The sequence below is a fragment of the Acidovorax sp. 106 genome, assembly GCF_003663825.1.
In the GTDB taxonomy this organism is placed as follows: domain Bacteria; phylum Pseudomonadota; class Gammaproteobacteria; order Burkholderiales; family Burkholderiaceae_C; genus Acidovorax.
Genome location: NZ_RCCC01000001.1, coordinates 1463418 through 1487892, shown reverse-complemented (window position 1 = coordinate 1487892; position 24475 = coordinate 1463418). Strand labels below are relative to the sequence as shown.

The window sequence follows — 24475 nt, the reverse complement described above, 5'->3', positions numbered from 1 at the left end:
CTTGTACCGACCGGGTGCCAGGGCGTCTGTGCGTTGACGAACACAACCCCGGCGCCATGCGCTGTCCACCGCACCTGGAACAGCATCAAAGGCTTCAGCAAAAATAGGCTCCAGCGCTTGATTTACATGCGCTGGCAGCTATCAAAAATGTAGTGTTTCAAGGCGATACACCGTCAGGGCAACGGGGAGTGAAGGAGGGTGCCCACTTCGCCGCCTGGCCCGCCTGCGCCGCGCTGTCACGCCATGGCACTCGGTCTGTCATACCGCCGTCACAGCGCGTGGGCAAGCTCTCGCTTGTCTTCATCTTGTTGTGTTTTTGGACTGTCATGCCCGTTCTGTCTGCATCCTCCATCGTCTCCCGCATCGCCGCCAACATGGCCCACGTGGCCCACGCCAGCAATGCCACCGCCATGGCCCTGTTGGCCGTCACCGCACGCGCCTGGGCGCTGCCCGTGGCTCAGCCTGCCGCCAGCGCGCTGGCCAAGTGATCCACCCACGCCCGCACCCGGCTGGGTAAAAACCGGTTGGGCGGGTACAGCAACCACGCTGTGCCTGAATAGGCCGTGTCGTGCCGCCAGGCGGTCAGCACCCGCACCAGCGCGCCGCTGGCCAGGGCCGCTTGCGCTGCAAAGCCCGGCAGGCTGGCAATGCCCAGGCCCGCAATGGCCGCCTCGCGCCGCATCTCGCTGTGGTTGACCACGTATCGCCCGTGCACTGACACGGTGGCTTGTTCCCCATCCTGCAGCGGTTTTGGGCCTGCCGGGTCTTTTCTCTTTCCCTTGGTTGGCACCACGCGCTGCGTGAACCGCCAGCGTCGGTCGCTGGGGTCTTCGCCCAGGTAAATGCAGTCGTGCGCGGCCAGCTCGCCCGGGTGCTGGGGCGTGCCACGGCGCGCCAGGTAGCCGGGGCTGGCGCACACGATGTGCTCCACCACCTCCAACGGGCGGCCCGCCAGCCCGGGTGGCGGCGTGTCGGTGATGCGAATGGCCAAGTCCACGTCTTCGGCAAACAGGTCCACCACCCGGTCGGTCACGACCAGCTGCACATCGACCTGTGGGTGCGCCGCCAAAAACGGGGGCACCAGTGGGTGGATGCGCTGGCGCCCATAGGCCTTGGGCACGCTCATGCGCACCAGCCCCTGCGGGGTGTGGGTGTGCTGGTCGGCCAGTTGCAGCACCTCGCGGGCGGCGCTGTCCAATGCCTGGCAGCGGGTGTAGGCGGCGTGGCCTGCTTCGGTCAGCCGCAGCTTTCGGGTGGTGCGCTCGAGCAGGCGCACCTGCAGCAAGCCCTCTAGCCGCGCCACCTGCCGACTCACCGCCGACGGCGTGGTGCCCAGCGCCCGCGCCGCGCCAGAAAAACTGCCCGCCTCCACCACCCGTGCAAACACGGCCATGTCGGCGAGGTGCGCCAAGTGCGCTACGGGTGCCAAGGCTTCATTTGTGCGCATGAGGAACAAATGTTGTTCTGAAAGGCGGGATTATCAGCACTGTTGTGCCTATTTACCATCGTCGGCATGAACTCTCCTGCCGCCGTGCAACGCGCTCCCTCTCTGGCTGCCGCCCCATCCCCCCTGCTGCGCGGTGCCGACCTAGCCCTGCTGCTGGTGGCCATCGTCTGGGGCACCAGCTACGGCGTGGCCAAGGGGGCGCTGGCGTTTTACCCGGTGCTGGGCTTTTTGGCCGTGCGCTTCTTGCTCACCACGGCCTTGCTGGCGCCCGCGGCGCTGCGTGGCACCACGGGCGCGCAGCGGTGGGGCGCGCTGCGCAAGGGGCTGCCCCTCGGGGCTTTGTTGCTGTCCATCTTTGTGTGCGAGACCTATGGCGTGGCCCACACGCCCGCCAGCCGCGCCGCCTTCCTCATCAGCCTGTGCGTGGTCTTCACCCCCGTGGCCGAATGGGCGCTGATGGGCCAGCGCCCCGCACGGGCCGTGTGGGTGTGCGTGGCTGTGTCGCTGTGCGGTGCGCTGCTGCTGGCCGGTGGCTGGCAGGGCGGCTGGAACGGGGGCGACGCCCTCATGCTGGCCGCCGCCGTGCTGCGCGCCGTCATGGCCTGTGCCACCGCGCGGGCGGCCCGCCACATCTCGTCCAGCGCAGCACCCGGTGCCGCGCCAGTGCCCGTGCTGCTGCTCACCACCGTGCAGTCGGCGGTGGTGGGCCTGGGCACCCTGGCCCTGGGCTGGGCGCTGCTGCCGCAAGGCCTGCCGCCCCTGCCGACTTGGGCCGCCGCCAGCACCTTCTGGTGGGCCACTGCCTACCTCGTGCTGGGCTGCACCGTGTTCGCCCTGGTGGCGCAAAACTGGGCCCTCCAACACACCAGCCCCAGCCGCGTGGGCCTGCTCACCGGCACCGAGCCCGCCTGGGGTGCGCTGTTCGCGGTGCTGTGGCTGGGCGAAAGCCTGGGGCTGCAAGGCTGGGTCGGCGGAGCGCTGGTGGTGGGGGCTGCGCTGTGGATGGCGCGGCGGTGAGGGGCACTGCCGGGTATAGTTTTCACTGACCCTTGACCGGTGCCTGCGGCACCGACCCAAGACCCGCAACGTTATTTGAGGACGCCCTTGCAACGCGACGCTTTGACGGTTACTGACCGATTGCAGTACGGCCTGATTGCTCTGGCATTTGGCGCGGTGATTGGTGCCGTTGCCGCCGTGGCGGCGCTTGGTTTGTTTGCATCATTGGGTGCGGTGCGCCCGTTCAATCTGTGGATGATTGGATTCAGTGCACTCTTCTTTTTGGGCCTCGGTTGCCTACGGGGCTCTGAGGCCGCAGACACGGTGGCTGACGCGCTGGCGGCCACGGGGCTGATCGTGTGGGCTGCGTTTGGCTCGTTGGGCGGTGGCGCGGGCGTGGACGGTCGAGTGAGTTGGCGACCTGGGCTTGGGTGGGTCTTTTTCTACATTGGTGCAATGGCTTTGTTGGCCGTGTGCATCTGATGTGGTGGTGCACGCCGTGCTCGCCATAGAGAGGCCAAGATGATGGGTTGGGAGTTCGCTTTCGTTCTTGTGTGGCTGCTGCTTCCTCCTCTTGTTTTAGCGAGCACCGCTTTAGTCTTACTCTGTCGAAGGCCTGCTCGTCGCACTGTGTCCCATACGGTGGGTGCGGTGACGATTTTGGTAGTGTTTTCCTTCTCTTTGGCTTTCGCGTTCGTCGCTTTGGGCCCTCCTGGCCCAGGGCCGAGCCTAGGCCTGCGCGACGAGCCAGTTATGTGGGCGCCATTCGCGTTCATTGCGGTTGCTTTGGCTTTTCCCCTAGCGGCTTGGTGGGCTTCTCGACGGCCAACGGTCGTTGAGAAGGAGCATGTAGGACAGGCCGTGCCATGAGGCCGTCGCAGCCCCGTGTGCATCACGGGTTCATGCTCTTGCAGCGCGGTGGATAAGGCTGTGTCCGCCACACCCGAGCCACTTCCCGGCAAGACTGATTACGCCTTTATTTTGTGCACCCTTTTCGCCGTGTCAGCTCTCTTCTCTTTGAATCGCATGGCTGCCGGCACCGCTCTTGCTAGCGCCGCCCTGTCTACCGTCTTCACCGCCCACGCTGTGATACCCGACATGAACGTGGTTGCCGCCCCCGCCCATGCACCGGCCGCGCTGCGCGAGGGCGGGCCCTGGTTCACCCGCGCGCAGCGGGTGTGCCCGGCGGGGCCGGCTCAAGGGCAGGTGATTTTTGCGAGCTGCGTGCCAGCACCCGCGGCGGCAGGCAGCTTGGCTTTGATGCAGGCGGCCGGGTCTGGCGTGTAGCTGTAGGGGATGCCCACGGGGAACGTCGCCGTGGTCGTCCAGTCCGATGCATCTTTGGTGGGCTTGGAGTCGCTGGCCACCCAGGTGATGCCGTATTTCGAAAAGTCCGCAGGCGAGAGGATGTTGTTGTTCCTCAGCTCCCAATAGCCGATCTGGCTGCTGTCGCGCGAGGTCACCGGGTTCTTAGAATTTTCGAAGTAGTTCGACTCGATGAGCGAGTACCCCTGCATGCGAATGTTGGCCCCCGAGGTGACGAGGTTGGAGAAAAGGTTGTTGTAGATGTGGGTGTAGCCGCCCCGCTGCAGCGGCACGCGCGAGCCAACATTGTTGTAGTAGTTGTGGTGGAACGTGATGAAGCGGTCGCTGATGTCGCTGTCGCTGGACCCAATCAGGCCCACCTTGTGGTGGTCGTACACCTTGTTGTACGAGTAAGTGATGTGGTGAGCGCCGGCCTTGTTGTCCAGCAGCCCGTCAAATTCCAAATCGCCTGCCCCTGAGCATTCCTTCATGGAACTGAACAGGGTGTTGTGATCGATCCAGATGTTTGCTGGCGACTTGCCGCCCTGGCCCTCAATGCCGATCGCATCGATCGACCCGGGAAGCAGGCCGATGGTCATGTTGCGGATGATGATGTTGTTCGAATCGGCTTTGATGGCGATCCCGAAGTTGGCACCAGAGCCGTCAGCACCCTCGATCGTGACGTTGCTTTTGGCTTTGATCTCCACGATGGCGCCAGCAGGAGCTTTCCATTGTGTGCAGCTGTCCGTGATTTTTGAAAAGTCAAACTGCCCTGTGTAGCGGATTACCAATCCACCCGTGCCGCTGTAGGCGTTGATGAGTGTTTGCATCTCTGCCGCAGTCGCTGCCGTCACGGCGGCTTTGCTGCCACCGCCAGTCACCAGACCCGCAAAGCCGCCAGAGTGACTAGGCGTGGCTGGAGCTGGAGCTGGAGCTGGAGCTGGAGCTGGAGCTGGAGCTGGAGCTGGAGCTGGAGCTGGAGCTGGAGCTGGAGCTGGAGCTGGAGCTGGAGCCGGAGCCGGAGCCGGAGCCGGAGCTGGAGCTGGAGCTGGAGCCGGAGCCGGAGCCGGAGCCGGAGCCGGAGCTGGCTTAGGTGCCGGAGCGCCCACAGGCGCAGGTGCTGGGCTGGCGGTTGGTGCAGGTGCAGGTGCTGGTGCAGGTGCTGGTGCAGGTGCTGGTGCTGGTGCTGGTGCTGGTGCTGGTGCTGGTGCTGGTGCTGGTGCAGGTGCTGGTGCAGGTGCAGGTGCAGGTGCAGGTGCAGGTGCAGGTGCAGGGGTCGGGGTCGGGGTCGGGGTTGCCGTGGGAGCGGGCGCCGGCGCGGGGCTTGGTGAAGCTACGGGCGCTGGCGCTGGCTCTCCCACAGGACTCGGGGCGGGCGTGGTCGGTACAGCGGTGACCGGGGGGGTGGCCGGAGTCGTGTTGGTGGTGCTCCCGTCCCCTGAGGATTCGGACCCGCCGCACCCGGCCAATATCAGCAAGGCCGCAGCAACCGTTGCGCGGTGTAGCGCGGGGCTGAGGTCTTTGCGAGCGACGGCTTTGCGCTGGAAAAAGTGATGTGACGCGACCATTTTGTTAATAAGTTGACAATTTTGTAAATTTTTGAGCCTGCTGCGGGGTCGCAGCCTTGTTGCATTTCTGTTTGCAACGAGAACTATTCGCATACCTTGGGCGCTCTACCAGCGCAATATCGGTGCCATTCGCCGTGAAAGATTGTTAGCAAATGCATCCACCCCGACTTCCACTCCGACATCTGCCTTGAAGGCAACGTCAGCGTGTTTGCCTGCTGTGGTGAACCTGCGGCAAACCCCGCGTGTGGGCTGCTCATAGCGGATGCCGTGGCGCAGGAACAGCCCGGCGCCCCGTTGCAATAAACCATGCGAAAGCGCCGCAAGGGGGCACGGTACGTGGCCCGGGGTACAAGGCGCGGCATCAAGCGCGGTGCTGCTCCCCGTCATAGCCGCGTCACACGGTCCCGGCAAGGTTGCGCCTTTCATTTTGTGCACCCACTGCCACCATGTTTTCCAACACGCCTGCTCTGCTCACCCTGAATCGCCTGGCCGCCAGCGCGGCTTTGGCTTGTGCGGCCTTGTCGCCTGCCCACGCCCAGCAAGCTTTCCCCGCCACGCTGGCGGGTCACGCCGTGATGCCTGCCATGACGGTGATTGCCGCCCCCGCCGATGCACCGGCCGATCTGCGCCATGCGGGCAAGTTCACCACCGCGCAGCGTGTGGAAAAGCTCGGCTCGGTGGCGGGCTTGTCCGCTGGGCGCCCCACGGGCATTGGCCTGCCGTTTGATGGCCAGCCGCTGCAAGGGCACTCGGGCATCAAGCGCATGCCTGACGGCAGCTTTTGGCTGCTGACTGACAACGGCGCGGGCTCCAAGGCGAATTCGCCGGACTTCATGCTGCACCTGAGCCACTACACAGTGGATTTCAAGAGCGGCCAGTTCAGCCGCCAAAAGACCATCTTCCTGCACGACCCCGACAAGAAGGTGCCTTTCCGCATCACGCAAGAGGGCACCGACAAGCGCTACCTGACGGGCGCGGACTTTGACCCCGAGAGCTTTCAGTTTGCGGGCGGTGCGCTGTGGATTGGCGACGAGTTTGGCCCCTTCCTCATCAAGGCCGATTTGAACGGCAAGGTGCTGGCGGTGTTCGAGACCAAGGTGGACGGCAAAGTGGTGCGCTCGCCCGACGCGCCCGGCGTGCTGATGCCCGGCGCGCCGGATGCCAAGCCCACCGCGTTCGATGTGAAGCGCTCCAAGGGCTTTGAAGGCATGGCCGCCAGCAAGGACGGCAGCAAGCTCTACGCCCTGCTCGAAGGCGCGCTGTGGAACGACGCCGCCAAGGCCTACGAGAACGTGGGTGGCAAGCAGTACTTGCGCGTGCTCGAATTCGATGTGAAGACCGAGCAATGGACGGGCCGCCACTGGAAGTACGTGCTGGAGGCCAACCACCACGCGATTGGCGACTTCAACATGATCGACCCGACGATGGGCCTCATCATCGAGCGCGACAATGGCGAAGGCACGGCTGAGAAGGCCTGCCCCACCGGCCAGCAACGCACCGATTGCTTCCACGACCTGGCGCAGTTCAAGCGCGTCTACAAGGTGGAACTCAGCGATGCCAACGTGGGCGGCGAGATCCGCAAGGTGGGCTACATCGACCTGATGAATATCCAAGACCCGCAGCGCCTGGCCAAGAAGCCGCTCAACAACGGTGTGCTCACCTTCCCGTTCTTCACCATTGAAAACGTGGACGTGGTGGACGACAAGCACATCGTGGTGGGCAACGACAACAACCTGCCTTTCAGCTCCAGCCGCGACCCGAACAAGGCGGACGACAACGAGCTGGTGCTGCTGCAGGTAGAGGGGCTGCTCAAGGCGCGTTGAAGCTGCGCTAGCGGTACCTTGGCCTTGCAGTCGGGGTGCTGGGGTGCCGCAAGGCTCTAAACAAAACACCCGGGGTCAGCATTGCGGGCCCTGGGTGCTTTGGCTTGCGTGTTGAATGAATGGATCGCTGAAAAGTGCTCAGCCCAGCCAGTCCTTCTTGGGCACCTTGTCGGCCTTGTTTTCCACCGGGTTGGCCGTGAGGTACTGGGGCGCGTACTGGCGCAAAAACTCTTTGGCTTTGTCTTGGCGGGCCGTGAGCCAGGCGTCGTAGGCGCCTTCGTTCAGGATGGCGGGCATGCTTTTTTCGCTGCCCGGTTGCTGGTAGCGGTTGAGCAGCGCGTGGTTGTTGGCGTTCACCGTCAGCAGCGCGTAGCTGATGATGACTTCGCCGTCGGCACCCTGCCAGCGCGCCCACAGGCCCGCCACGCCCATGGGCTTGCCGTCCACTCGGGAAATGCGCGTGGGCACGGCTTTGCCGGTGCGGTAGTCGTCGGCATAAAACGACTGCATGGGCACGATGCAGCGCTGGCCCTGCAGCCACGCTTCGCGAAACGCTGTGCCGGTGGATGCCAAATCAGACTTGGCCGTGACCAGCTTGGGCGCGCGCAGTTTCGCGTCAGACGCGGACTTGACCCAGTGTGGCACCAGCCCCCATTGCGCGGGCACCAGCACGCGGGTGGTGTCTGCCTTGGCCGCAGGTGCGTCGGTAGGGGCGCCCTCCGTGGCTTCAGTGGCCTCAGCGGTTGTTGCGGGCTGCGCTGCGAACGGGGCCAGCGGGGTCGATGGCAGGGGCGACAGCAGCGCCTCAGCCGTCGCCTGGTGCACGATGAAGCAACCCGGCTTGCGCGGCCACAGCAGCCGCTCGCCCAGCGCGACGGGGGGCTCCACGCCAAAGGCCTCGCGGTAGGTGTCTTCGTGGCGCAGGGTTTCGTACTGGGTGGTCATGGGGCGGATCGTACCGTGGAATGGCGGGGATTTGAATAAAAATGCCTTCTGGCGCTTATCTAATAAGCGCTAGAAGCTATGAAAATAATAGCATTTTGGTGCGGGGTAAGTGCGTGCAGCGCCCTTGCGATGACATGCGTCAAGCCGGGTGTCGCCTGCGTTCTGACAGGGGCAGGCGTGGTTTTCACAATGCCCGCATGGACTTCAATCCCTCCCCCCTGGCGCGGCAGTGGTGCGATCGGCTCAACGCCTTTATCGACCACTACGTGCTGCCCTACAACGCCGCCTGGCACGCGGCCGTTCAGGCGGGCGACTACCCGCCGCCGTTCCTCGAAGACCTCAAGGCCCTCGCCCGCGAAGAGGGGCTGTGGAACCTGTTTTTGCCCACGCTGTGCGATGACGAGCCCGGCACGCGCCTGTCCAACCTAGACTACGCACCGCTGGCCGAAGCCATGGGCCGCCTGCCCTGGACGGCCGAGGTGTTCAATTGCAGCGCCCCCGACACCGGCAACATCGAGTTGCTGCACCGCTTTGCCAGCCCCACGCAGCGCGCGCAGTGGCTGCAGCCGCTGCTGCACGGCCAGTGCCGGTCGGCCTTCGCGATGAGCGAGCCGGACGTGGCATCGTCCGACCCCACCAACCTGCAGACCACGGTGCGCCGCGACAACGCGGGCCGCAGCGGCGCAGCGGGCGACACCCTGGTGCTCAACGGCCGCAAATGGTTCATCACTGGCGCGGCGCACCCGCAGTGCCAATTGCTCATCGTGCTGTGCCGCAATGCCGATGGGGAGGAGGACGCCAGCTCCCACAGCCATGACCTCCACCGCTGTCACAGCATGGTGCTGGTGCCTCTGGACACGCCGGGGGTGGAGGTGGTGCGCAACATCCGTGTGCTGCACCACCACGCGCCCGAGGGGCATTGCGAGATTCGCATGCACAACGTGCGCGTGCCCGCCACCGCCTTGCTGGGGGCATGGGGGCAGGGCTTTGCCATGGCGCAGGCGCGCCTGGGGCCGGGGCGGGTGCACCACTGCATGCGCACCATCGGCCAGTGCGAGCTGGCCCTGCAACTGGCCGCTGAGCGCGCGCTGGAGCGCCACGCCTTTGGCAAGCCGCTGTCTGAACAAGCCAATGTGCAAGAGTGGCTGGCCGACTCGCGCATCGAGATCGACCAGGCGCGCTGGCTGGTGTTGCACACGGCCTGGCTGCTGGACCAAGGCCAGCACGGAGAAGAAAGCGGGGGAAAAATGGGGCAAGACACGGGATCAGGCGCTGGGCAAGAAGCGGCCAACGCCCGGCAGGTGCGCGCCCAGGTGGCGGCCATCAAGGTGGTGGCAGCGCGGCTGCAGCAGCGCGTCGTGGACCGGGCCATGCAGATTTTTGGCGCCATGGGCCTGTCGCCCGATACGCCACTGGCCGCCTTCTGGACCTGGGGCCGCGCCCTGCGCCTGATGGACGGGCCCGACGAGGTGCACCTGCGCACCGTGGCCCGGCAGGTGCTGGCGCAGGCGCGCGAGGGCCTGGGCAGCCACACGGCTTACTTCACCACGCCCGAGCAGCTGGCGGCCCTGCCGCGCCTGCAGGCTTGAGAACCTGTTCCAAAAAGACTTGGAACAGGTTCTCCGTGGCTTGGGCTGGGCCCGGCCAGCCCGGGGCGACATGCTTTACGCGCGCAAAAACTGCCCCAGCACGCCCATCAGGTCGCTGCTGTTGCCCAGGCCGCCCTGGGGCACCTGGCCTTGGGGCGTGAGCTGGTCCACCAAGCCGGGCAGCAGGTGGCTGAGCTGTTGCGCTACATCGGCCGGGGCTGCGCCCACCTGGCTGCCCAGTTGCGACAGGGTGCTTTGGCCCAGCACGCCGGCCAGTTGCTCGCCCGAGATCGGCAGGTTGGTGCCCGTGCCAATCCACGACTGCAGCACATTACCCAGCCCGGCTTGCTGAAAGCGCTCTACCAGCCCCGCCAGCCCGCCGTGCGCGCCGTCGTTGCCCAGCAGGGACAGCACGGCTTGCACCAGCTGCGGGTTTTGGGCGGCCATGCCCAGCAGCCCGCCCAGGCCGCCGCCTGCGGCAGTGCCTCCGGATTGGCCTGCGTTGTTCAAAACTGCGCCGACGACTGAATCTAGTAAACCCATGGTGCTGCTCCCTCTGAAACCGTTGAAAAGGCCGGCGGCGTGGCCCGCCGCTGCGCGGCACGGGCTGAGGGCCGGTCCAGGCCCTGGTGCCGCGTGTGTCTGCAGTGTGCCGCAAACCACCTGGGGCTTGTTGGGCGAATGGTCAACTTGTGCAAACTGGCGTGGCTGGTTGATTCAGCCTCTTTGACTTTGAAATATCCGCTCGGGCCCATGCCGAATCCATAGCGGACTGCGCAGGCAGAGGGCCGCTGTCTGGGCTCTTTGAGCTGTTCTTCGAGCCGTTTCTAACTGCTGCTAGCTGCTCTTTGAACAGGTTCTTAGCCGCAGCTGCCCAGCGTCTTACCCGCCATGGCGGGGCGCAGGGTGGCCAGCCACTGCTGGCGCTGGGCGTCGGTCACGGCTGGCAGTTTGAGCATGAAGCCGGGGGCGGCCTGGCGCTCCAGAATGACGCGCGCTGTGCGCACGCCTTGGGCGTTCAGGGCCGTCAGGCCCCGCTGTGCAGCCTCTTCGGTGGAAAAGCGGCCCAGCGACAGGCCCAGCTCCAGCATGCCGCCTGCGCGGTCAAAGTCCACTTTGCGGGCCCGCAGCTCGGCGCGTTTCTTGTCCAGCGTGTCCTGGTCGTCAAAGCGGCCCATGTAGATCATCCAGCGCCCGGTGATGGGCGTGGGCTCCAGCGTCCAGCTGCCCTGGGGCAGGCTGGCGGCGGCGGTGCGCAGGGCCGCCGCCTGCTTTTCGTCAAACACACCGGCCTGCAGGCATTCGCCCGCATCGGCGGCCGGGGCGGCTGCGGCCGTGGCAGAGGCCCCTGCATCGGCCGCAGTCGCCGGTGGGGCGGGCGGCGTGGGGGCGGCCGTGGTGCCTTGCGTGCGCAGCACTTTCAGGGTCTCGGGGCGGATCTGCTGCTGCACGCGCAGGGGCTCGGCCTGCTCGGGCTGGGCCAGGCCTGCGCTGCGCAGCCAGCCCTGGGTGTAGGCGTAGTAACCGGCATTGGCCAGCAGCAGGGCGATGACGGCAAGGCGCAGCATGGGTGAGGGCTTCTCTCGGTTCAGTTCAAGGTGGTGTCACAGCGGGGCGGCCACCACGGCAGGGCGCACGCTGATCTCGGCACTGGTCACGGCCTGCATGCCCTGGGCGGTGTGCACCAGCAGCGCGCCGTCTTCGCCCACGCCGTGGGCGGTGCCGGTCTGGCCGTCGCTCAGCGTCACGGGGCGGCCCTGCAGCACATCACGCGCAGCAAAGCGGGGCTGCACGGGTGCAAAGCCGCAGGCTTCAAAACCCTGCAGCATGGCCACCAGCGGCGGCACGATGCGCAGCAGGGCGGTGGGCGCATCCAGGCCCGGCTCCACGTCTTGCAGGCAGCCGGGGGGCATGCTCATGCCCTCGGCGCTGCGGGGCTGCACATTGATGCCAATGCCCACCACCACGTAGCGGGCGGCGGTGCCATGCTGGCTGGTGCCTTGGGTGGCCTGTGCGGCCTGGGGCGATACAAAGCTGGCGGTCTCCACCAAAATGCCGCCCAGCTTGCGGTCGCCACTCAGCCACAGGTCGTTGGGCCACTTCAGGCCAATGCGGGGGCTGTGGCCGGGCTGCAGCGGGGGCAGGGTGGGCTGCAGGCTCTCGGCCACGCTCACGCCCACAGCCAGCGACAGGCCGGACCAATCCTTGGGCGCCATGGGCAGGCCCAAGGACAACATCAACGACGCGCCAACGTCGCTCTGCCACACCCGGCCCAGGCGGCCGCGTCCAGCGGTTTGCTGCTCGGCCACCAGCAGCGTGGGCTCGGTCTGCCCGGCGCGGGCGCGGCGCATCAGCTCGGTGTTGGTCGAATCGATGCTGGGCAGTACCTCCACCGTGAAGCCCGGCAGCAGCGGGGCCACGGCCTCCCAGACGGCCTCGGCGGGCCAGCGGATGGGGGCGGTCATGCCTTGCCGCCCTTGGGAGCCTTGGCTTTGCCCCGTGCAGCGCGGGGCTCTGGCGGGGGCAGGTCAGGCATGGGCGGGCGCCAGCCGCGCTTGGGGGCCAGCAGCGTGCCACGGCAGGTGGCGGCGCCACACCAGCAGGGGTATTCGGCCTTCAGCTTGGGGGTGTAGCGCTCTTCAATGATCAGGCCGTAGTCGTAGTTCAACTCCTCGCCCGCCTTGATATTGCGCAGCGCGGTGATGAAAATGCGGCCGTCCTGCTCGTCGGCGAAGCAATTGGGATCGCAGCTGTGGTTGATCCAGCGCGCCGAGTTGCCGCCGTAGTTGGCGTCGATCACCCGGTCTTCGTCCACATGGAAGTAAAACGTGTGGTTGGGCTGGCTGGGGTCGTGGGGGTGGCGGTCTTGCGCTTCTTGCCAGCTGATGATTTCGCCGGTGTATTCCACCAGCACCTCGCCAGCGGCGATGTCCTGCAGGGCAAAAACACCCCTGCCGTGCACGCCCGAGCGCCGGGTCTGGATGCGGCGGCCGGAGTGGGCGTTGGGGTCGGCAGGCGTTGCATTGCGGGCCATGGCAAAAACTCTGTTAACTTGATGGTGCACACATGTGTGTGCGTGCGCGTGTATGCGTGTGCATGCGCGTGAGAGCCGAATTGTAGAAGCGCCCGCACCCCGGGCAACCAGAACGACTGGCGAGAGCCCCAAAATGACCAAGACCCTGGTAATTGCAGAAAAACCCTCAGTGGCGCAGGACATCGTGCGCGCCCTGACCCCCGTGGCTGGCAAGTTTGACAAGCACGAAGACCACTTCGAGAACGACCGCTATGTAGTCACCAGCGCCGTGGGCCACCTGGTAGAGATCCAGGCCCCCGAGCAGTTTGATGTGAAGCGCGGCAAGTGGAGCTTTGCCCATCTGCCCGTGATCCCGCCGTACTTTGACTTGAAGCCCGTCGACAAGACCAAGAGCCGCCTGAATGCGGTGGTCAAGCAGGCCAAGCGCAAGGACGTGACCCAACTCATCAACGCCTGTGACGCGGGTCGCGAGGGCGAGCTGATCTTCCGTTTGATCGAGCAATACGCCGGTGGCAGCAAGCCGCTGGGCAAACCCGTCAAGCGCCTGTGGCTGCAGTCCATGACGCCCCAGGCCATCCGCGACGGCTTCGACGCGCTGCGCACCGAGCAGCAGATGGCGGGCCTGGCCAGCGCGGCGCGCAGCCGCTCTGAGGCCGACTGGCTGGTCGGCATCAACGGCACCCGCGCCATGACGGCGTTTAACTCGCGCGACGGTGGGTTCTTCTTGACCACCGTGGGCCGGGTGCAGACGCCCACCCTGTCGCTGGTGGTGGAGCGCGAGGAAAAGATCCGCAAGTTCATCAGCCGCGACTATTGGGAAATCCACGCCACCTTTGGAGCCCAGGCCGGTGAATACCCTGCCAAGTGGTTCGACCCCAAGTGGAAGAAAAGCGAAGACGTCGAAGCCCGCGCCGACCGCGTCTGGTCTGCCGCCGAGGCACAGTCAATAGCCAACGCCGTGCGCGGCAAGCAGGCCACGGTCACTGAAGAGAGCAAGCCCACCACCCAGGCATCGCCCCTGCTGTTTGACCTGACCAGCCTGCAGCGCGAGGCCAACGGCAAATTCGGCTTCAGCGCCAAGACCACGCTGGCCCTGGCGCAAAGCCTGTACGAACGCCACAAGGCCCTGACCTACCCGCGTACCGACTCGCGCGCGCTGCCCGAGGACTATTTGCCCGTCGCCAAGCAGACGTTTGAGATGCTGGCCGACAGCGGCATGCGCCACCTGGCGCCGCACGCGCTCACCGCGCTGAACAACAACTACGTGCGCCCGTCCAAGCGCATCTTCGACAACAGCAAGGTGAGTGACCACTTTGCCATCATCCCCACGCTGCAGGCACCGAGCGGCCTGAGCGAGGCCGAACAAAAGCTGTACGACCTGGTCGTGCGCCGCTTCATGGCGGTGTTCTTCCCAAGCGCTGAGTACACCGTCACCACCCGCATCAGCACCGTCGCGCCCCACAGCTTCAAGACTGAAGGCAAGGTGCTGGTCAAGCCCGGCTGGCTGGCCATCTACGGCAAGGAAGCGGCCGAAGAAGTCGAAGGCGGCAAGGACGGTGACAAGGGCCAGAACCTGGTGCCCGTCAAACCCGGCGAAAGCGTCAACACCCTGGCCGTAGACCCCAAGGGCCTCAAGACCAAGCCGCCCGCTCGCTACTCTGAAGCCACGCTGCTGGGTGCGATGGAAAGCGCGGGCAAGCAGATCGACGACGAAGAACTGCGCTCTGCGATGCAAGAGAAGGGCCTGGGCACGCCAGCCACGCGCGCGGCCACCATCGAAGGCTTGCTGACTGAAAAGTACATGCTGCGCGAAGGCCGCGAGATCATCCCCACGGCCAAGGCCTTCCAGCTGATGACGCTGCTGCGCGGGCTGGAGGTGGAAGAACTCTGCCGCGCCGACCTGACCGGCGAATGGGAGTTCAAGCTCTCGCAAATGGAAAAGGGCCTGCTCAGCCGCGAAGACTTCATGGCGGGCATTGCCACCATGACCGAGCGCATGGTCAAGAAGGCCAAGGAATACGACCGCGACACCATCCCCGGCGACTACGCCACGCTCGAATCGCCTTGCCCCAACTGCGGCGGCGTGGTGAAGGAAAACTACCGGCGCTTTGCCTGCGTGGGCAAGGCAGGCAGCGAGCCCTGCGGCTTCAGCTTCGGCAAATCACCCGCAGGCCGCACGTTTGAAACCGCCGAGGCCAACGCCCTGCTGCGCGACAAGAAGATCGGCCCGCTGGAGGGCTTTCGCTCCAAGGCGGGCTGGCCCTTCACGTCTGAGATCGTCATCAAGTACGACGACGAGGCGCACAACTACAAGCTCGAATTCGACTTTGGCGACGACAAGAAGGGCGAAGAGTCTGGCGAGATCGTTGAGTTTGAAGACGCCGCGCTCGGCCCTTGCCCCATCTGCGGATCGGACGTGCACGAGCACGGCAGCAACTACGTGTGCAGCAAGGCCGTGCCCACCGCCGCGCAGCCCACACCGAGCTGCACGTTCAAGAGCGGCAAAATCATCCTGCAGCAGCCCGTGGAGCGCGAGCAGATGCACAAGCTGCTCGAAACTGGCAAGACCGACCTGCTCGACAAGTTTGTGAGCATGCGCACGCGCCGCAACTTCAAGGCCCACCTGGCGTGGGACAAAGAGGCGGGCAAGGTCAACTTTGAGTTTGCGCCATCCAAGTTCCCACCCCGCCCTGGGGCTGCGGCCAAAACCGCCGCCGCCAAGGCAGGCAAGACCACCGCAGCTGCCAAAAAAGCCCCTGCCAAAAAGGCAGCAGCCAAAACCACCGCCGCCAAAGCCCCGCGCAAGGCCGCCGCAGGCAAGGCCCCCAGCGCCGCCCTGGCCGCTGTGATTGGCGCCGAACCCGTGGCACGCCCCGAGGCCGTCAAGAAGATGTGGGAATACATCAAGACCCACAACCTGCAAGACCCCAAGGACAAGCGCACCATCGTCGCCGACGACAAGCTGCGCGCCGTGTTTGGCAAAGACAGCGCGGGCATGTTCGAGCTGGCGGGCATTCTGGGCAACCACTTGGGTGGCGACGCATGACCGCGCAGGCCTGCGCACGGGCCTGGCTGCTGTGCGCGGCCTTGGGCCTGCTCGCAGGCTGCGCGGGCACGCCCTCGACCGGGGGCGATGCCTCTGGCCCCTTGTACAAACGCAGCAGCGGCAGCAATAGCAGCAGTGGCCCCCAGGGCAACGCTGTGACGGACGTGGGCGGTGGCAGCAGCGGCGTCACCGTCTATGGCGAGATTGACGTGGGCGTGGGTCGGCGGCGCTGACCTTCGCGCGCTGCCCACAGAGTTTGCACGCAACCCGCGCCCTGTACAGGGGGCGCCGGTGCACGTTCGATCCGTCAGGGACTGAGCCGCAGCCCGAGCCTGAACCGATTGGGTTGAGCCTGTCGAAGCCAGGGCACGGGCGGTGCGCTGCAACAGGCCCCGAATGAAAGGTTGTGTCGATTTTTTGAATGCCCACCGGCATGCCCGGCATACCCGGTAAGAGGACCCCCGTTGGCCACCGTTCACCCCTACCAACCCAAGCACATCACCCCCACCGACGAGCAAGTCGCTGTGCAGATGTCTGCCGAGCGCACGCTCATCATCGAGGCCAACGCAGGCGCCGCCAAAACCACCACGCTGGCGCTGCGCATGGCCCAGGCGTGGACCACCGGCATGCCGCCCGAGCGCTGCCTGGCCCTCACTTACACCGACACCGCCTGCCAGGCCTTGCAGGCCGCGCTGCGCAAAATCGGCCTGCCCGCGCCCGTGGTTCAGCGTTTTCGCATTGCCAGCTTTGACGCCTTTTGCGCCGCCATGCTGCAAGAGCCCTATGCCCCGCCGGTAGAGCAGATCGACACCATGGAGGCCCTGCGCCCCTACGTGTGGGAGGCCGTGCAGCGCGTGGAGGCCAACGAATACGAGCGCTGGCCCGAAGAACTGCAACTGCCCAGCGCGGGCGATGCGGGCTTTATCGAAGACTTTCTGGCCATGGCCCTGTGGCTCAAGGGCACGCTCAAAGACGACCTGGAGCGTGACGACGGCCCGGCCACGCCCGACTATGCGGGCGACCTGGGGCTGGGCTACACGCAGCTCAAGGTGTTCCGCGCGTACGAACGCATCCGCCGCCGCGAGCTGGCTGAGCAGCCGCTGTTTCGCGGCCCCTATGACGCCACCTACGACCTGGCCCGCCGCCTGCTCGAAGGCGACACCCCCGCCACCCTGCCGCACTGGCCGCGCAATGTGCAGATGGTGCTGGTGGACGAGATGCACGACATGAACGCCGCCTCGTTCCGCGTGCTGCGCGAGCTGCTCGACTCCACCCAGTGCCAGTTCTGCGGCGTTGGCGACCGCGACCAGGTCATCTACGGTGCGCACGGGGCCGATGCGGTGTTCATGGGCGACGCCATTACCGCGCACACCGGCCGCCCGGTGGTGCGACTGCCCCTCACGCCCAGCCACCGCTTTGGCCGCAAGCTGGCCATCAAGGCCGGGCGTTTGGCAGACAAGCCCTACGGCTCGCTGGCTGCGCACGACACCGCCGTGCAACTGCTGGGCTACGACGACGAGGCCGAGTGTGTGGACCTGATCGCCCACCAGGTGCAGCAGTGGCGCACCGCCACGCGCGGCAAGATGGCCGGGCTGGCCGTGCTGCTGCGCCACCCGGGCCAGTCCATCGCTATCGAAAACCGCCTGCTGGCCGACGGCGTGCCCTACACCATCAGCGGTTTTGAAAGCTACCTGCTGCGCCCCGAAGTGCTGCTGGTGCGCGGCCTGCTGGCCGTGGCCACCGACAACTTCGACAGCGTGACCGAGCCGCGCACCCGAGAAAAGCTCATGCGCGCCCTGGTCTTCTTCTGCGGCGCCCGCATCGTGGTGAAGGGGCGCGAGCACGAATCGCAGCACGACCTGCTGGCCGACGCCATTCGCAGCGTGACGGACAACCCGCTGTTCTTAGAGAGCTTCTTCACCAACCAGATCGTGCCCAACGTCGAGCCCGCCATGCAGCGGCGCCTGCGCAACGCCCTGAAGGTGGCCAAGGAAGCCCACGGCCCCGACACCCTGGCCCGCCTGCTGGAGGCCCTGCAGATCGAGGCCGTGGTGCGCGAGGTGTTTGTCTCGCGCCAGCGCCGCGCCGACGCCCTGGCCAACCTGGCGGGCCTGAGCCACGCCGCCCAGGCCTTTGGCAGCGCGCGCGACTACTTCCTGCACCTGAACGCCGCCGAGCAGCGCCAGCGCGAGCTGCGCAGCACCGCCAGCCTGGTGCTGGCCCACATTGGCCATGTGAAGGGGCTGGAGTTTGAGCATGTGCTCATCCCGTACCTGGAGCAAGGCGCCTTCCCCGACCCGCAGGCGCCCTTTGCGCAAGAAAAGAACACCTTGTATGTGGGCATGACCCGCGCCCGCCAGCAGCTCACCCTGCTGTCGCACCGCCTGCGCCCCAGCGTGTTTGTGGAGCAACTGGGTTACGCCGCCAGCCCCAAGGCCACAGCCGCTGCCAATGCTGCGGACGCAGGCGACACAGCCGTGCCTGGCGCCCGCACTGCAGCGACCTGAGCCGCATCCCACCGCACACCACACCGGAGCCCACACCATGCGCAGCCCCCGCCAACGCGCCTTCTGGACCTTGTTGACCGTGCTGCTGCTGGCCGCCGCCATCGCCGCGTGGTGGACGCGCGACCAATGGGCAGGGCTGGTGCAGCCCTGGGCCGAGCAGGCCTGGCGCAAAGCCACCCGCCCAGGCGCAGACACCTTGTCCCAGGACCGCAAGGCGGCTTCCGCTAACGCAGGCGGTGCAGGCAGTGCCGGTAGCGGCGCATCGGCCCCCGTGGCACCCACCCCCCGCAAATGCGTGCAGCAAGGCCGCACCATTTACACCGACCAACCCTGCCCACCCGGCAGCCAAGAGCAACTGCTGGACGGCGGCGCTGTGACCACGCTGCCTCGGTAAGGCGGCTGGTCTCCAGCGGGGAAGGGCCGCGCGCACACCGCTCCGCGCCGCCCTGTCCGGTTGGCGTCAGCCCCATCGCGCAATGTCACCGCGATGTCACTGTGCGTCCCTAGAGTCGCGCGTTTTTCTCACCACGGAATCACGCCATGAAAGCCCTCACCTCCCTCGCCGCCGTTTGCTTGTCTGCCCTGGTCCTTGCCGGTTGCGGCGGCAGCGATGACGCGCCCGCACAGCCCCAGGTCATTGCCCACCGGGGCGCCAGCGGCTACCTGCCCGAGCACACCCTGGGTGGCTACGAGCTGGCCATCCGCATGGGAGTCGACTTCATCGAGCCCGACCTGCAGATCACCAAAGACGGCGCACTGGTCGCCATCCACGACGACACCTTGAACCGCACCACCAATGTGGCCACGCTGTTTGCGCAGCGCAACGGCGGCTACAAGGTGGCCGACTTCACCCTGGCCGAGATCAAGACCCTGACGGTGATCCCCACCGGCACGGGCAAGACCAGCTACCCCGGCTTCACCCCCAGCGCCGCCAACCCCTTCACGGTGCCCACCTTCCAAGAGGTGGTGGACTTTGCCAAGAAGCAAAGCAACGCCGTGGGCCGCGAAGTGGGCATCTACCCCGAGGCCAAGCAGGCCGACCCGGTGATGGAAGACGGCATCTTGAAGACGCTCAACGCCAACGGCTACAACGCTGGCAGCAAGCTCTTCATCCAATCCTTCAGCGACGCCACTTTGCGCAGCATGCGCGCCAAGCAAATCGCGCAGAACAACAAAATGCCGCAAATTTTGCTGGGCGTGGCTACCAAGGCGGCCGATGGCTCGCTGCGCATGGGCGTGGTGGGTGGCACCAGTGTGACCACCCTCACGCTGCAAGAAGTGGCGGGCTTCACCGAAGGCGTGGGCGTGCTCATCAACAACACTACCTACCCCCTGACCAAGGCCTTTATCGACCAGGCCCACGCCGCTGGCCTGAAGGTGCACGGCTGGACCTTTGCCCAGGCCGACGCCACCCTGGCGGCCACCGAGTTCCGCCAGTTCCTGGACATGGGCATGGACGGCATGTTTGCCAACTACCCCGACCTGGCCGTCGCCGCGCGCAATACGTACGTGCAAGGCAAGTAAGGCCGCCAGGGCGCCCCAGGGGTTTACGGTCCTGGGGCTGTTGGTGCACCATTTGCTTCAATTTTTATAGCGGCCAGCGCTTTTGTATAAAGCGCTGGCCGCTTTTTCCATGCCCAATCCCTATCGCGCAATGAAGCGCAGCAAAAGGGGTTGAGAACGCAATAAAAAATGTTGCTTGAATGTCATATGGAAATATTTAGTTACGGGATTTGGTTAACAATCCAGCCTCTCGCATTCCGTCATTGGTGTTAACCCTAGGAGCCTGTCGGGCTTGGAGCGTCGATCAGCGAAAGTTGGCCCCAGCGAGGACAGTTTTTGCCGTATTTGCAGCCCCATAGCCCAGCTATAGGGCAAAAAGACGGTGAAAAATGGACCGCTGCGGTCAATTTGCAGCCGACGATTTCCAAGTCCGACAGGCTCCTAGCTGGGTGTCTGCTTCGGCGGGTCGCGTTTTTCCTGATTTGTTTCCAACCCGTCTAGTCCCCCTGGGGCCCCCCTCTCTATGCGACTGAAAACCAAACTGACATTGGCCCTGATCCTGATGTGGCTCGGGCTGTTCTTGCTCGGTGCGTGGGCTGCGTTCCATGCCCGCTCGGTGGTCACCGACGAGCGGCAGGCCGCCGTCAACCATGTGGTGGACCTGGGCTACAGCCTGGTGGAGTCTTACGCCGCTGAAGTAGCCGCCGGGCGCCTGGAGCTGCCCGCCGCCAAAGAGCAGGCGCTGGCCCGGCTGTCCAAGCTGCGGTTTGACAACGGCAAGAACTTCCTCTTCGTCATCGACTCGGCCCCGCTGATGCTCATGCACCCCACGGGCGGCAGCCTCATTGGCACCAACGTGGGCGACCGCAAAGACCCCGACGGCGTGGCCTACTACCGCGAGTTGGCCGCCATGGGCCAGAAGGCCGGCCAGGGCTTTGTCTCGTACCAGGCGGGCGTGACAAAGCCTGACGGCACGGTCGAGCGCATGCCCAAGATCACCTACGTGCGCTACAACAAGGCGTGGGACTGGCACATCATGGCGGGCGTGCTGGTGGGCGACATCCAGGCCTCCTTCTACAAAACCATCACCAAGCTGCTGGCCATCGTGCTGGTGCTGGGCGGCATCATCCATGCGTCCATGCTGCTCATCATCCGCAGCGTCACGGGCAGCCTGGGTGGCGAGCCTGCACAGGCCGGTGACGTGGCCAGCCGCATTGCCGATGGCGACCTCACGGTGGCGGTACCCGTCTCGGGCAACAACCCACACAGCCTGATGGCCGCCATGCACACCATGCAAACCCGCCTGGCGGGGCTCATTGGCAACATCCGCAACGGCACCGAAGAAATCCGCCACGCCGCCAGCGAAATCGCCTCAGGCAACCTCGACCTGTCTTCGCGCACCGAATCACAAGCCTCTTCGCTGCAGGAAACCGCCGCCAGCATGGAGCAGCTGACCAGCACCGTCACACAAAACGCCGACAACGCCCACCGCGCTGGCGAGCTGGTGCACAACGCCGCCGCCATTGCCGAGCGCGGCGGCGCTGTGATGGGCAACGTGGTGGACACCATGCGCGGCATCAGCGACAGCTCCAACCGCATCTCAGAAATCATTGGCGTCATCGACTCCATCGCCTTCCAGACCAACATCCTGGCGCTGAACGCTGCCGTGGAAGCCGCCCGCGCGGGCGAACAAGGCCGTGGCTTTGCCGTGGTGGCCAGCGAAGTGCGCAGCCTGGCCGGGCGCAGTGCCCAGGCGGCCAAAGAGATCAAGGGCCTGATCGACACGTCTGCCGACAAAGTGCGCGAAGGCTCGGGCCTGGTCGACCGCGCGGGCAGCACCATGACCGAAATCGTCGCCGCCGTGCAGCAGGTGCGCGTCATCATTGAAGAGATCACCGCCGCATCGCAAGAGCAGCGCGCAGGCATCCACCAGGTCAACCAGGCCGTGGCCCAGATCGACCAGGTCACCCAAGAAAACGCCGCCCTGGTCGAAGAATCGGCCGCCGTGGCCAACGCCCTGAACGACCAGGCCCGCCAACTGGCCGAGCTGGTGGCTGTGTTCCGGGTGCCCGGCGCCAGCGCGCAAATGGGCGCAAGCCAGGGCACTGGTGCCCTGGGCCAGCCCGGCCGGGGCCAAGAGCCCACCCTGCGTCTGACGTGATGTTGGTCTGAGGCCGCATGGGCTTGCGGCGCAGCTCAGCGCACTGGGCGGGCCATGGCGCCCGCCTATCTCTCTTGCAGCCCTGCGCACACTACGCACCACACACCATGCGGCGGGTTTGCGTTGCGCATCTGGTGGGTCGGTGTCGGCCCCTATTGCCTGCGCCGCCCAGCTTGCCCACCATGGCCTCACCCATGCCCCACCACACCGTTGGCATTCCATCCGGCCACCCGTTCCAGCCCAAGGGTTTCACGATGCACCTCCACCTGACTCCTTCGCCCGCACCTGTCCGCATGGCCGCCCCTGCGGCCATTGCCATCACGGCCCACCGCCCCCAGGCCACCTTGCAGGCCCGGTGGCTGGCACCCCGCAACGCCCTCGCCAGCCTGTGGGTGGGCGGCTGGCTGGCTGGCGCGCTGGCCCTGTGCGTCGCAGCCCCCGTGCAGGCCCAGGTCACGCAGTTTGAGGTGCTGGCCACCGAAGCCCCGGCCCTGCAGGCCCGCAGCTTTGGCGAGCGCGGCACCGCCCGCAAAATCACCGCCCGCGCCACCTTTGCGGTAGACCCCGCAGACCCGCGCAACGCCGCCATTGCCGACATCGCCCTGGCCCCGCGCAACGCCGCAGGCCGCGTCACCGGCGTGGCCGACGTCGTCATCCTGCAGCCCCAGCGCCCCAACGGCACCCTGCTCATCGAAACCCCCAACCGGGGCCGCAAGCTCATCGGCCCCGGGTTTGACGACGCCCCCACCAGCTACGGCCGCCTGAGCGAGCCCGCCGACGCAGGCGCAGGCTTCTTGCTGGCCCAGGGCTACACCCTGGCGTGGATCGGCTGGCAGGGCGACCTGCCCGCCAGCGGCGGCCAAGGCGCCGCTGCGTTGGGCCTGAACGTGCCCACGCTGCCGGGCGTCACCGGCCCCTCACGCGACGAATGGGTCTTCACCCCCAAGCAGACCGAGGCCGAGCAGACCGTCAAGCTCGCCTACCCCGCCGCCACGCGTGAAGGCGCCCAGCTCACCGTGCGCGCCCGCGTGCAAGACGCGCGCACCCAGCCCGCAGGCCTGGCATGGCGGTTTGTGGACGACCAGACCATCGCCATCACCCGCCCAGCCCATCCACCGGCAGACGCCATCTACGAATTCACCTACACCGCCCGGGGTGCCAAGGTCATGGGCCTGGGCTTTGCCGCGCTGCGCGACATTGCCCACTTCTTGCGGCACGACACCAGCGCCGCCAACCCCCTGGCTGCAGGCGGCCAGCCCACCATGCAAACCCTGCTGGGCACCGGCATCTCGCAGTCAGGCCGCGTGCTGCGCGACTTTGTCTACCTGGGCTTTAACGAAAGCGCCGACCACCGGCCCGTGTACGACGGCCTCCTGCTGCAAATCCCCGGCGGGCGCCGCAGCTACACCAACGCCCGCTTTGCCCAGCCCGCCCGCAACCCCGGCCCCAACAGCGACGACCTGTACCCCGTAGACCAGTTCCCCATGGCCTACGCCACCAGCACCGACACGCAAACCGGCCGCACCGACGGCCTGCTGCAACGCTGCACCGCCACCCGCACCTGCCCGCTCATCATGCAGGTCGACTCGGAATACGAAATGTGGGCATCGCACGGCAGCCAAAGCGTGACCGACCCCCAGGCCCAGCACCTGCCCCTGCCCGCCAACGTGCGCGCCTACCTGGTGGCAGGCACCCCGCACTTCGCCGCGTTTGACGCCCTGGCCAAGCCCGAGGCAGGCTGCCTGCTGCCCACATCGCCCATCTACGTCGGCCCGCTCATGCGCGCCCTGCTCACCGGCATGAACGACTGGGTGCGCCACGGCACCGAGCCACCGGCCAGCCACTACCCCACCGTTGCCGACGGCACCCTGGTGCCCGCTGACCACACCAGCTACCCTGGCCAATACCAAGGCCTGCGTGCGCTGCTGGGCTACCAGGGCTACGCCACCCCATCGTGGCGCACCGACAGCGCCAGCGGCCTGCCCACCGTGCTGGGCCACTACCCCGTGCTGGTGCCCCGCACCGACGCCGACGGCCTGGCCCTGGGCACCGTGCGCCTGCCCGCCGTGGCCGTGCCCCGCGCCACCTACGTGGGCTGGAACGCCAAGACCACCGCCCCCATCGACCCCCTGAACCCCTCCGGCATCTGCACCCAGCAAGGCAGCACCTTGCGCCTGGCCGCCACCCGCGCAGAACGCCTGGCCCGCAAAGACCCCCGCCCCTCCATCGCAGAGCGCTACCCCACGCCAGACGACTACACCGCCGCCGTGCGCGCCGCCGCCTGGCGCCTGGAGCAACAACGCCTGCTGCTGCCCGCCGACGCCCAAGCCGCCGTGCGCGCTGCCGAGGCAGGCACCCTGGCCCGCCTGCCCTGAGCGCGTCGCGGGCCAACCCGGTTCGGTTCGACCCTGAAGGGGTAGGGGCCTGGCCTGGTGCCTCCACTGGGCCTACCCGTGTCCTGCCGCAGCACGGGCATGGCCGTCATTGATGGCATTCATTTGCTATCAATAAAATAGCGCCTCGCGCTTGCTCCGTAATCCCTGCAGTCCCT

General features: G+C 66.3%; 20 protein-coding genes. 13 read left to right on the top strand and 7 right to left on the bottom strand.

Annotated features, from left to right (window positions below):
* Positions 1–326 precede the first annotated feature (326 nt).
* Positions 327–488, top strand: a complete 162-nt coding sequence (locus tag C8C98_RS21760; RefSeq protein WP_158600145.1) for a hypothetical protein — start codon at positions 327–329, stop codon at positions 486–488.
* Here C8C98_RS21760 and C8C98_RS06680 read toward each other — a convergent pair.
* Positions 458–1447 carry a LysR family transcriptional regulator gene (locus C8C98_RS06680; protein WP_121453624.1) on the bottom strand — a complete coding sequence of 330 codons (990 nt, stop codon included), beginning with the start codon at positions 1445–1447 and terminating at the stop codon, positions 458–460. The two genes, C8C98_RS21760 and C8C98_RS06680, sit on opposite strands and share 31 nt — an antisense overlap.
* 66 nt (positions 1448–1513) lie before the next feature.
* Here C8C98_RS06680 and C8C98_RS06675 point away from each other — a divergent pair, with 66 nt between their 5' ends.
* Positions 1514–2464, top strand: coding sequence for a DMT family transporter (locus tag C8C98_RS06675; RefSeq protein ID WP_121453623.1), 951 nt, complete (start codon positions 1514–1516; stop codon positions 2462–2464).
* A gap of 87 nt (positions 2465–2551) precedes the next feature.
* Positions 2552–2926, top strand: coding sequence for a hypothetical protein (locus C8C98_RS06670; protein WP_147436338.1), 375 nt, complete (start codon positions 2552–2554; stop codon positions 2924–2926).
* A 713-nt stretch (positions 2927–3639) separates the two neighbouring features.
* Here C8C98_RS06670 and C8C98_RS06660 read toward each other — a convergent pair.
* A complete protein-coding gene (locus C8C98_RS06660) occupies positions 3640–4578 on the bottom strand; it encodes a polysaccharide lyase family 1 protein (RefSeq protein WP_121456081.1) in 939 nt (312 codons plus the stop codon).
* 263 nt (positions 4579–4841) lie between these two features.
* Between C8C98_RS06660 and C8C98_RS21875 the strand changes: the two genes are divergently transcribed.
* Both C8C98_RS21875 and C8C98_RS06650 read left to right on the top strand, forming a co-directional pair.
* Positions 4842–5144 carry a hypothetical protein gene (locus C8C98_RS21875; protein ID WP_199726563.1) on the top strand — a complete coding sequence of 101 codons (303 nt, stop codon included), beginning with the start codon at positions 4842–4844 and terminating at the stop codon, positions 5142–5144.
* A 618-nt stretch (positions 5145–5762) separates the two neighbouring features.
* Entirely contained in the window at positions 5763–7139 is a 1377-nt protein-coding gene (locus C8C98_RS06650; RefSeq protein WP_121453620.1) for an esterase-like activity of phytase family protein, read from the top strand.
* 138 nt (positions 7140–7277) lie between these two features.
* On the opposite strand, the gene C8C98_RS06645 is transcribed toward C8C98_RS06650, so the two are convergent.
* Entirely contained in the window at positions 7278–8084 is an 807-nt protein-coding gene (locus C8C98_RS06645; RefSeq protein ID WP_121453619.1) for an SOS response-associated peptidase, read from the bottom strand.
* Positions 8085–8281: 197 nt separating this feature from the next.
* Here C8C98_RS06645 and C8C98_RS06640 point away from each other — a divergent pair, with 197 nt between their 5' ends.
* Positions 8282–9673, top strand: coding sequence for an acyl-CoA dehydrogenase family protein (locus C8C98_RS06640; RefSeq protein ID WP_121453618.1), 1392 nt, complete (start codon positions 8282–8284; stop codon positions 9671–9673).
* Positions 9674–9748: 75 nt separating this feature from the next.
* Here C8C98_RS06640 and C8C98_RS06635 read toward each other — a convergent pair whose 3' ends face one another.
* The 4 genes from C8C98_RS06635 to C8C98_RS06620 form a co-directional block, all read right to left on the bottom strand.
* The gene (locus C8C98_RS06635; protein WP_121453617.1) at positions 9749–10216 is read right to left on the bottom strand and encodes a YidB family protein; all 468 of its coding nucleotides are present in this window, start codon (positions 10214–10216) and stop codon (positions 9749–9751) included.
* Positions 10217–10533: 317 nt separating this feature from the next.
* Entirely contained in the window at positions 10534–11241 is a 708-nt protein-coding gene (locus tag C8C98_RS06630) for an SPOR domain-containing protein (protein WP_121453616.1), read from the bottom strand.
* A 36-nt stretch (positions 11242–11277) separates the two neighbouring features.
* Positions 11278–12138: a biotin--[acetyl-CoA-carboxylase] ligase gene (locus C8C98_RS06625; protein ID WP_121453615.1), complete on the bottom strand. Its 861-nt coding sequence runs from the start codon at positions 12136–12138 to the stop codon at positions 11278–11280.
* Positions 12135–12707: an SET domain-containing protein gene (locus tag C8C98_RS06620; protein WP_121453614.1), complete on the bottom strand. Its 573-nt coding sequence runs from the start codon at positions 12705–12707 to the stop codon at positions 12135–12137. Before C8C98_RS06620 ends, C8C98_RS06625 begins: the two co-directional genes overlap by 4 nt.
* 133 nt (positions 12708–12840) lie before the next feature.
* On the opposite strand from C8C98_RS06620, the gene C8C98_RS06615 reads away from it, so the two are divergent.
* The 7 genes from C8C98_RS06615 (at position 12841) to C8C98_RS06585 (ending at position 24299) form a co-directional block, all read left to right on the top strand.
* The gene (locus C8C98_RS06615; protein WP_121453613.1) at positions 12841–15753 is read left to right on the top strand and encodes a DNA topoisomerase III; all 2913 of its coding nucleotides are present in this window, start codon (positions 12841–12843) and stop codon (positions 15751–15753) included.
* On the top strand, positions 15750–15986 hold the full coding sequence (locus tag C8C98_RS06610) for a hypothetical protein (RefSeq protein WP_121453612.1): 237 nt from the start codon (positions 15750–15752) through the stop codon (positions 15984–15986). The genes C8C98_RS06615 and C8C98_RS06610 overlap by 4 nt, the downstream gene beginning before the upstream one ends.
* Positions 15987–16217: 231 nt before the next feature.
* On the top strand, positions 16218–18260 hold the full coding sequence (locus C8C98_RS06605) for a UvrD-helicase domain-containing protein (RefSeq protein WP_121453611.1): 2043 nt from the start codon (positions 16218–16220) through the stop codon (positions 18258–18260).
* A 37-nt stretch (positions 18261–18297) separates the two neighbouring features.
* Positions 18298–18654 carry a DUF4124 domain-containing protein gene (locus C8C98_RS06600; protein ID WP_121453610.1) on the top strand — a complete coding sequence of 119 codons (357 nt, stop codon included), beginning with the start codon at positions 18298–18300 and terminating at the stop codon, positions 18652–18654.
* 146 nt (positions 18655–18800) lie between these two features.
* Positions 18801–19784: a glycerophosphodiester phosphodiesterase family protein gene (locus C8C98_RS06595; protein ID WP_121453609.1), complete on the top strand. Its 984-nt coding sequence runs from the start codon at positions 18801–18803 to the stop codon at positions 19782–19784.
* Positions 19785–20286: 502 nt separating this feature from the next.
* A complete protein-coding gene (locus C8C98_RS22170; protein WP_147436337.1) occupies positions 20287–21924 on the top strand; it encodes a methyl-accepting chemotaxis protein in 1638 nt (545 codons plus the stop codon).
* A 182-nt stretch (positions 21925–22106) separates the two neighbouring features.
* Positions 22107–24299 (top strand): alpha/beta hydrolase domain-containing protein, encoded by a 2193-nt coding sequence (locus C8C98_RS06585; RefSeq protein WP_233574471.1) that lies wholly within the window; start codon positions 22107–22109, stop codon positions 24297–24299.
* Positions 24300–24475: the final 176 nt, after the last annotated feature.

What these genes read in the sequence shown, in the direction of transcription:
- C8C98_RS06620 (WP_121453614.1), bottom strand. Translation starts at nt 12,707, where the DNA reads ATGGCCCGCAATGCAACGCCTGCCGACCCCAACGCCCACTCCGGCCGC.
- C8C98_RS06650 (WP_121453620.1), top strand. Translation starts at nt 5,763, where the DNA reads ATGTTTTCCAACACGCCTGCTCTGCTCACCCTGAATCGCCTGGCCGCC.
- C8C98_RS06635 (WP_121453617.1), bottom strand. Translation starts at nt 10,216, where the DNA reads ATGGGTTTACTAGATTCAGTCGTCGGCGCAGTTTTGAACAACGCAGGC.
- C8C98_RS06600 (WP_121453610.1), top strand. Translation starts at nt 18,298, where the DNA reads ATGCGCAGCCCCCGCCAACGCGCCTTCTGGACCTTGTTGACCGTGCTG.
- C8C98_RS06630 (WP_121453616.1), bottom strand. Translation starts at nt 11,241, where the DNA reads ATGCTGCGCCTTGCCGTCATCGCCCTGCTGCTGGCCAATGCCGGTTAC.
- C8C98_RS06615 (WP_121453613.1), top strand. Translation starts at nt 12,841, where the DNA reads ATGACCAAGACCCTGGTAATTGCAGAAAAACCCTCAGTGGCGCAGGAC.
- C8C98_RS06625 (WP_121453615.1), bottom strand. Translation starts at nt 12,138, where the DNA reads ATGACCGCCCCCATCCGCTGGCCCGCCGAGGCCGTCTGGGAGGCCGTG.
- C8C98_RS06585 (WP_233574471.1), top strand. Translation starts at nt 22,107, where the DNA reads ATGGCCTCACCCATGCCCCACCACACCGTTGGCATTCCATCCGGCCAC.
- C8C98_RS06645 (WP_121453619.1), bottom strand. Translation starts at nt 8,084, where the DNA reads ATGACCACCCAGTACGAAACCCTGCGCCACGAAGACACCTACCGCGAG.
- C8C98_RS06660 (WP_121456081.1), bottom strand. Translation starts at nt 4,578, where the DNA reads ATGCAAACACTCATCAACGCCTACAGCGGCACGGGTGGATTGGTAATC.
- C8C98_RS06640 (WP_121453618.1), top strand. Translation starts at nt 8,282, where the DNA reads ATGGACTTCAATCCCTCCCCCCTGGCGCGGCAGTGGTGCGATCGGCTC.
- C8C98_RS06680 (WP_121453624.1), bottom strand. Translation starts at nt 1,447, where the DNA reads ATGCGCACAAATGAAGCCTTGGCACCCGTAGCGCACTTGGCGCACCTC.
- C8C98_RS06595 (WP_121453609.1), top strand. Translation starts at nt 18,801, where the DNA reads ATGAAAGCCCTCACCTCCCTCGCCGCCGTTTGCTTGTCTGCCCTGGTC.
- C8C98_RS06610 (WP_121453612.1), top strand. Translation starts at nt 15,750, where the DNA reads ATGACCGCGCAGGCCTGCGCACGGGCCTGGCTGCTGTGCGCGGCCTTG.
- C8C98_RS21760 (WP_158600145.1), top strand. Translation starts at nt 327, where the DNA reads ATGCCCGTTCTGTCTGCATCCTCCATCGTCTCCCGCATCGCCGCCAAC.
- C8C98_RS06675 (WP_121453623.1), top strand. Translation starts at nt 1,514, where the DNA reads ATGAACTCTCCTGCCGCCGTGCAACGCGCTCCCTCTCTGGCTGCCGCC.
- C8C98_RS22170 (WP_147436337.1), top strand. Translation starts at nt 20,287, where the DNA reads ATGCGACTGAAAACCAAACTGACATTGGCCCTGATCCTGATGTGGCTC.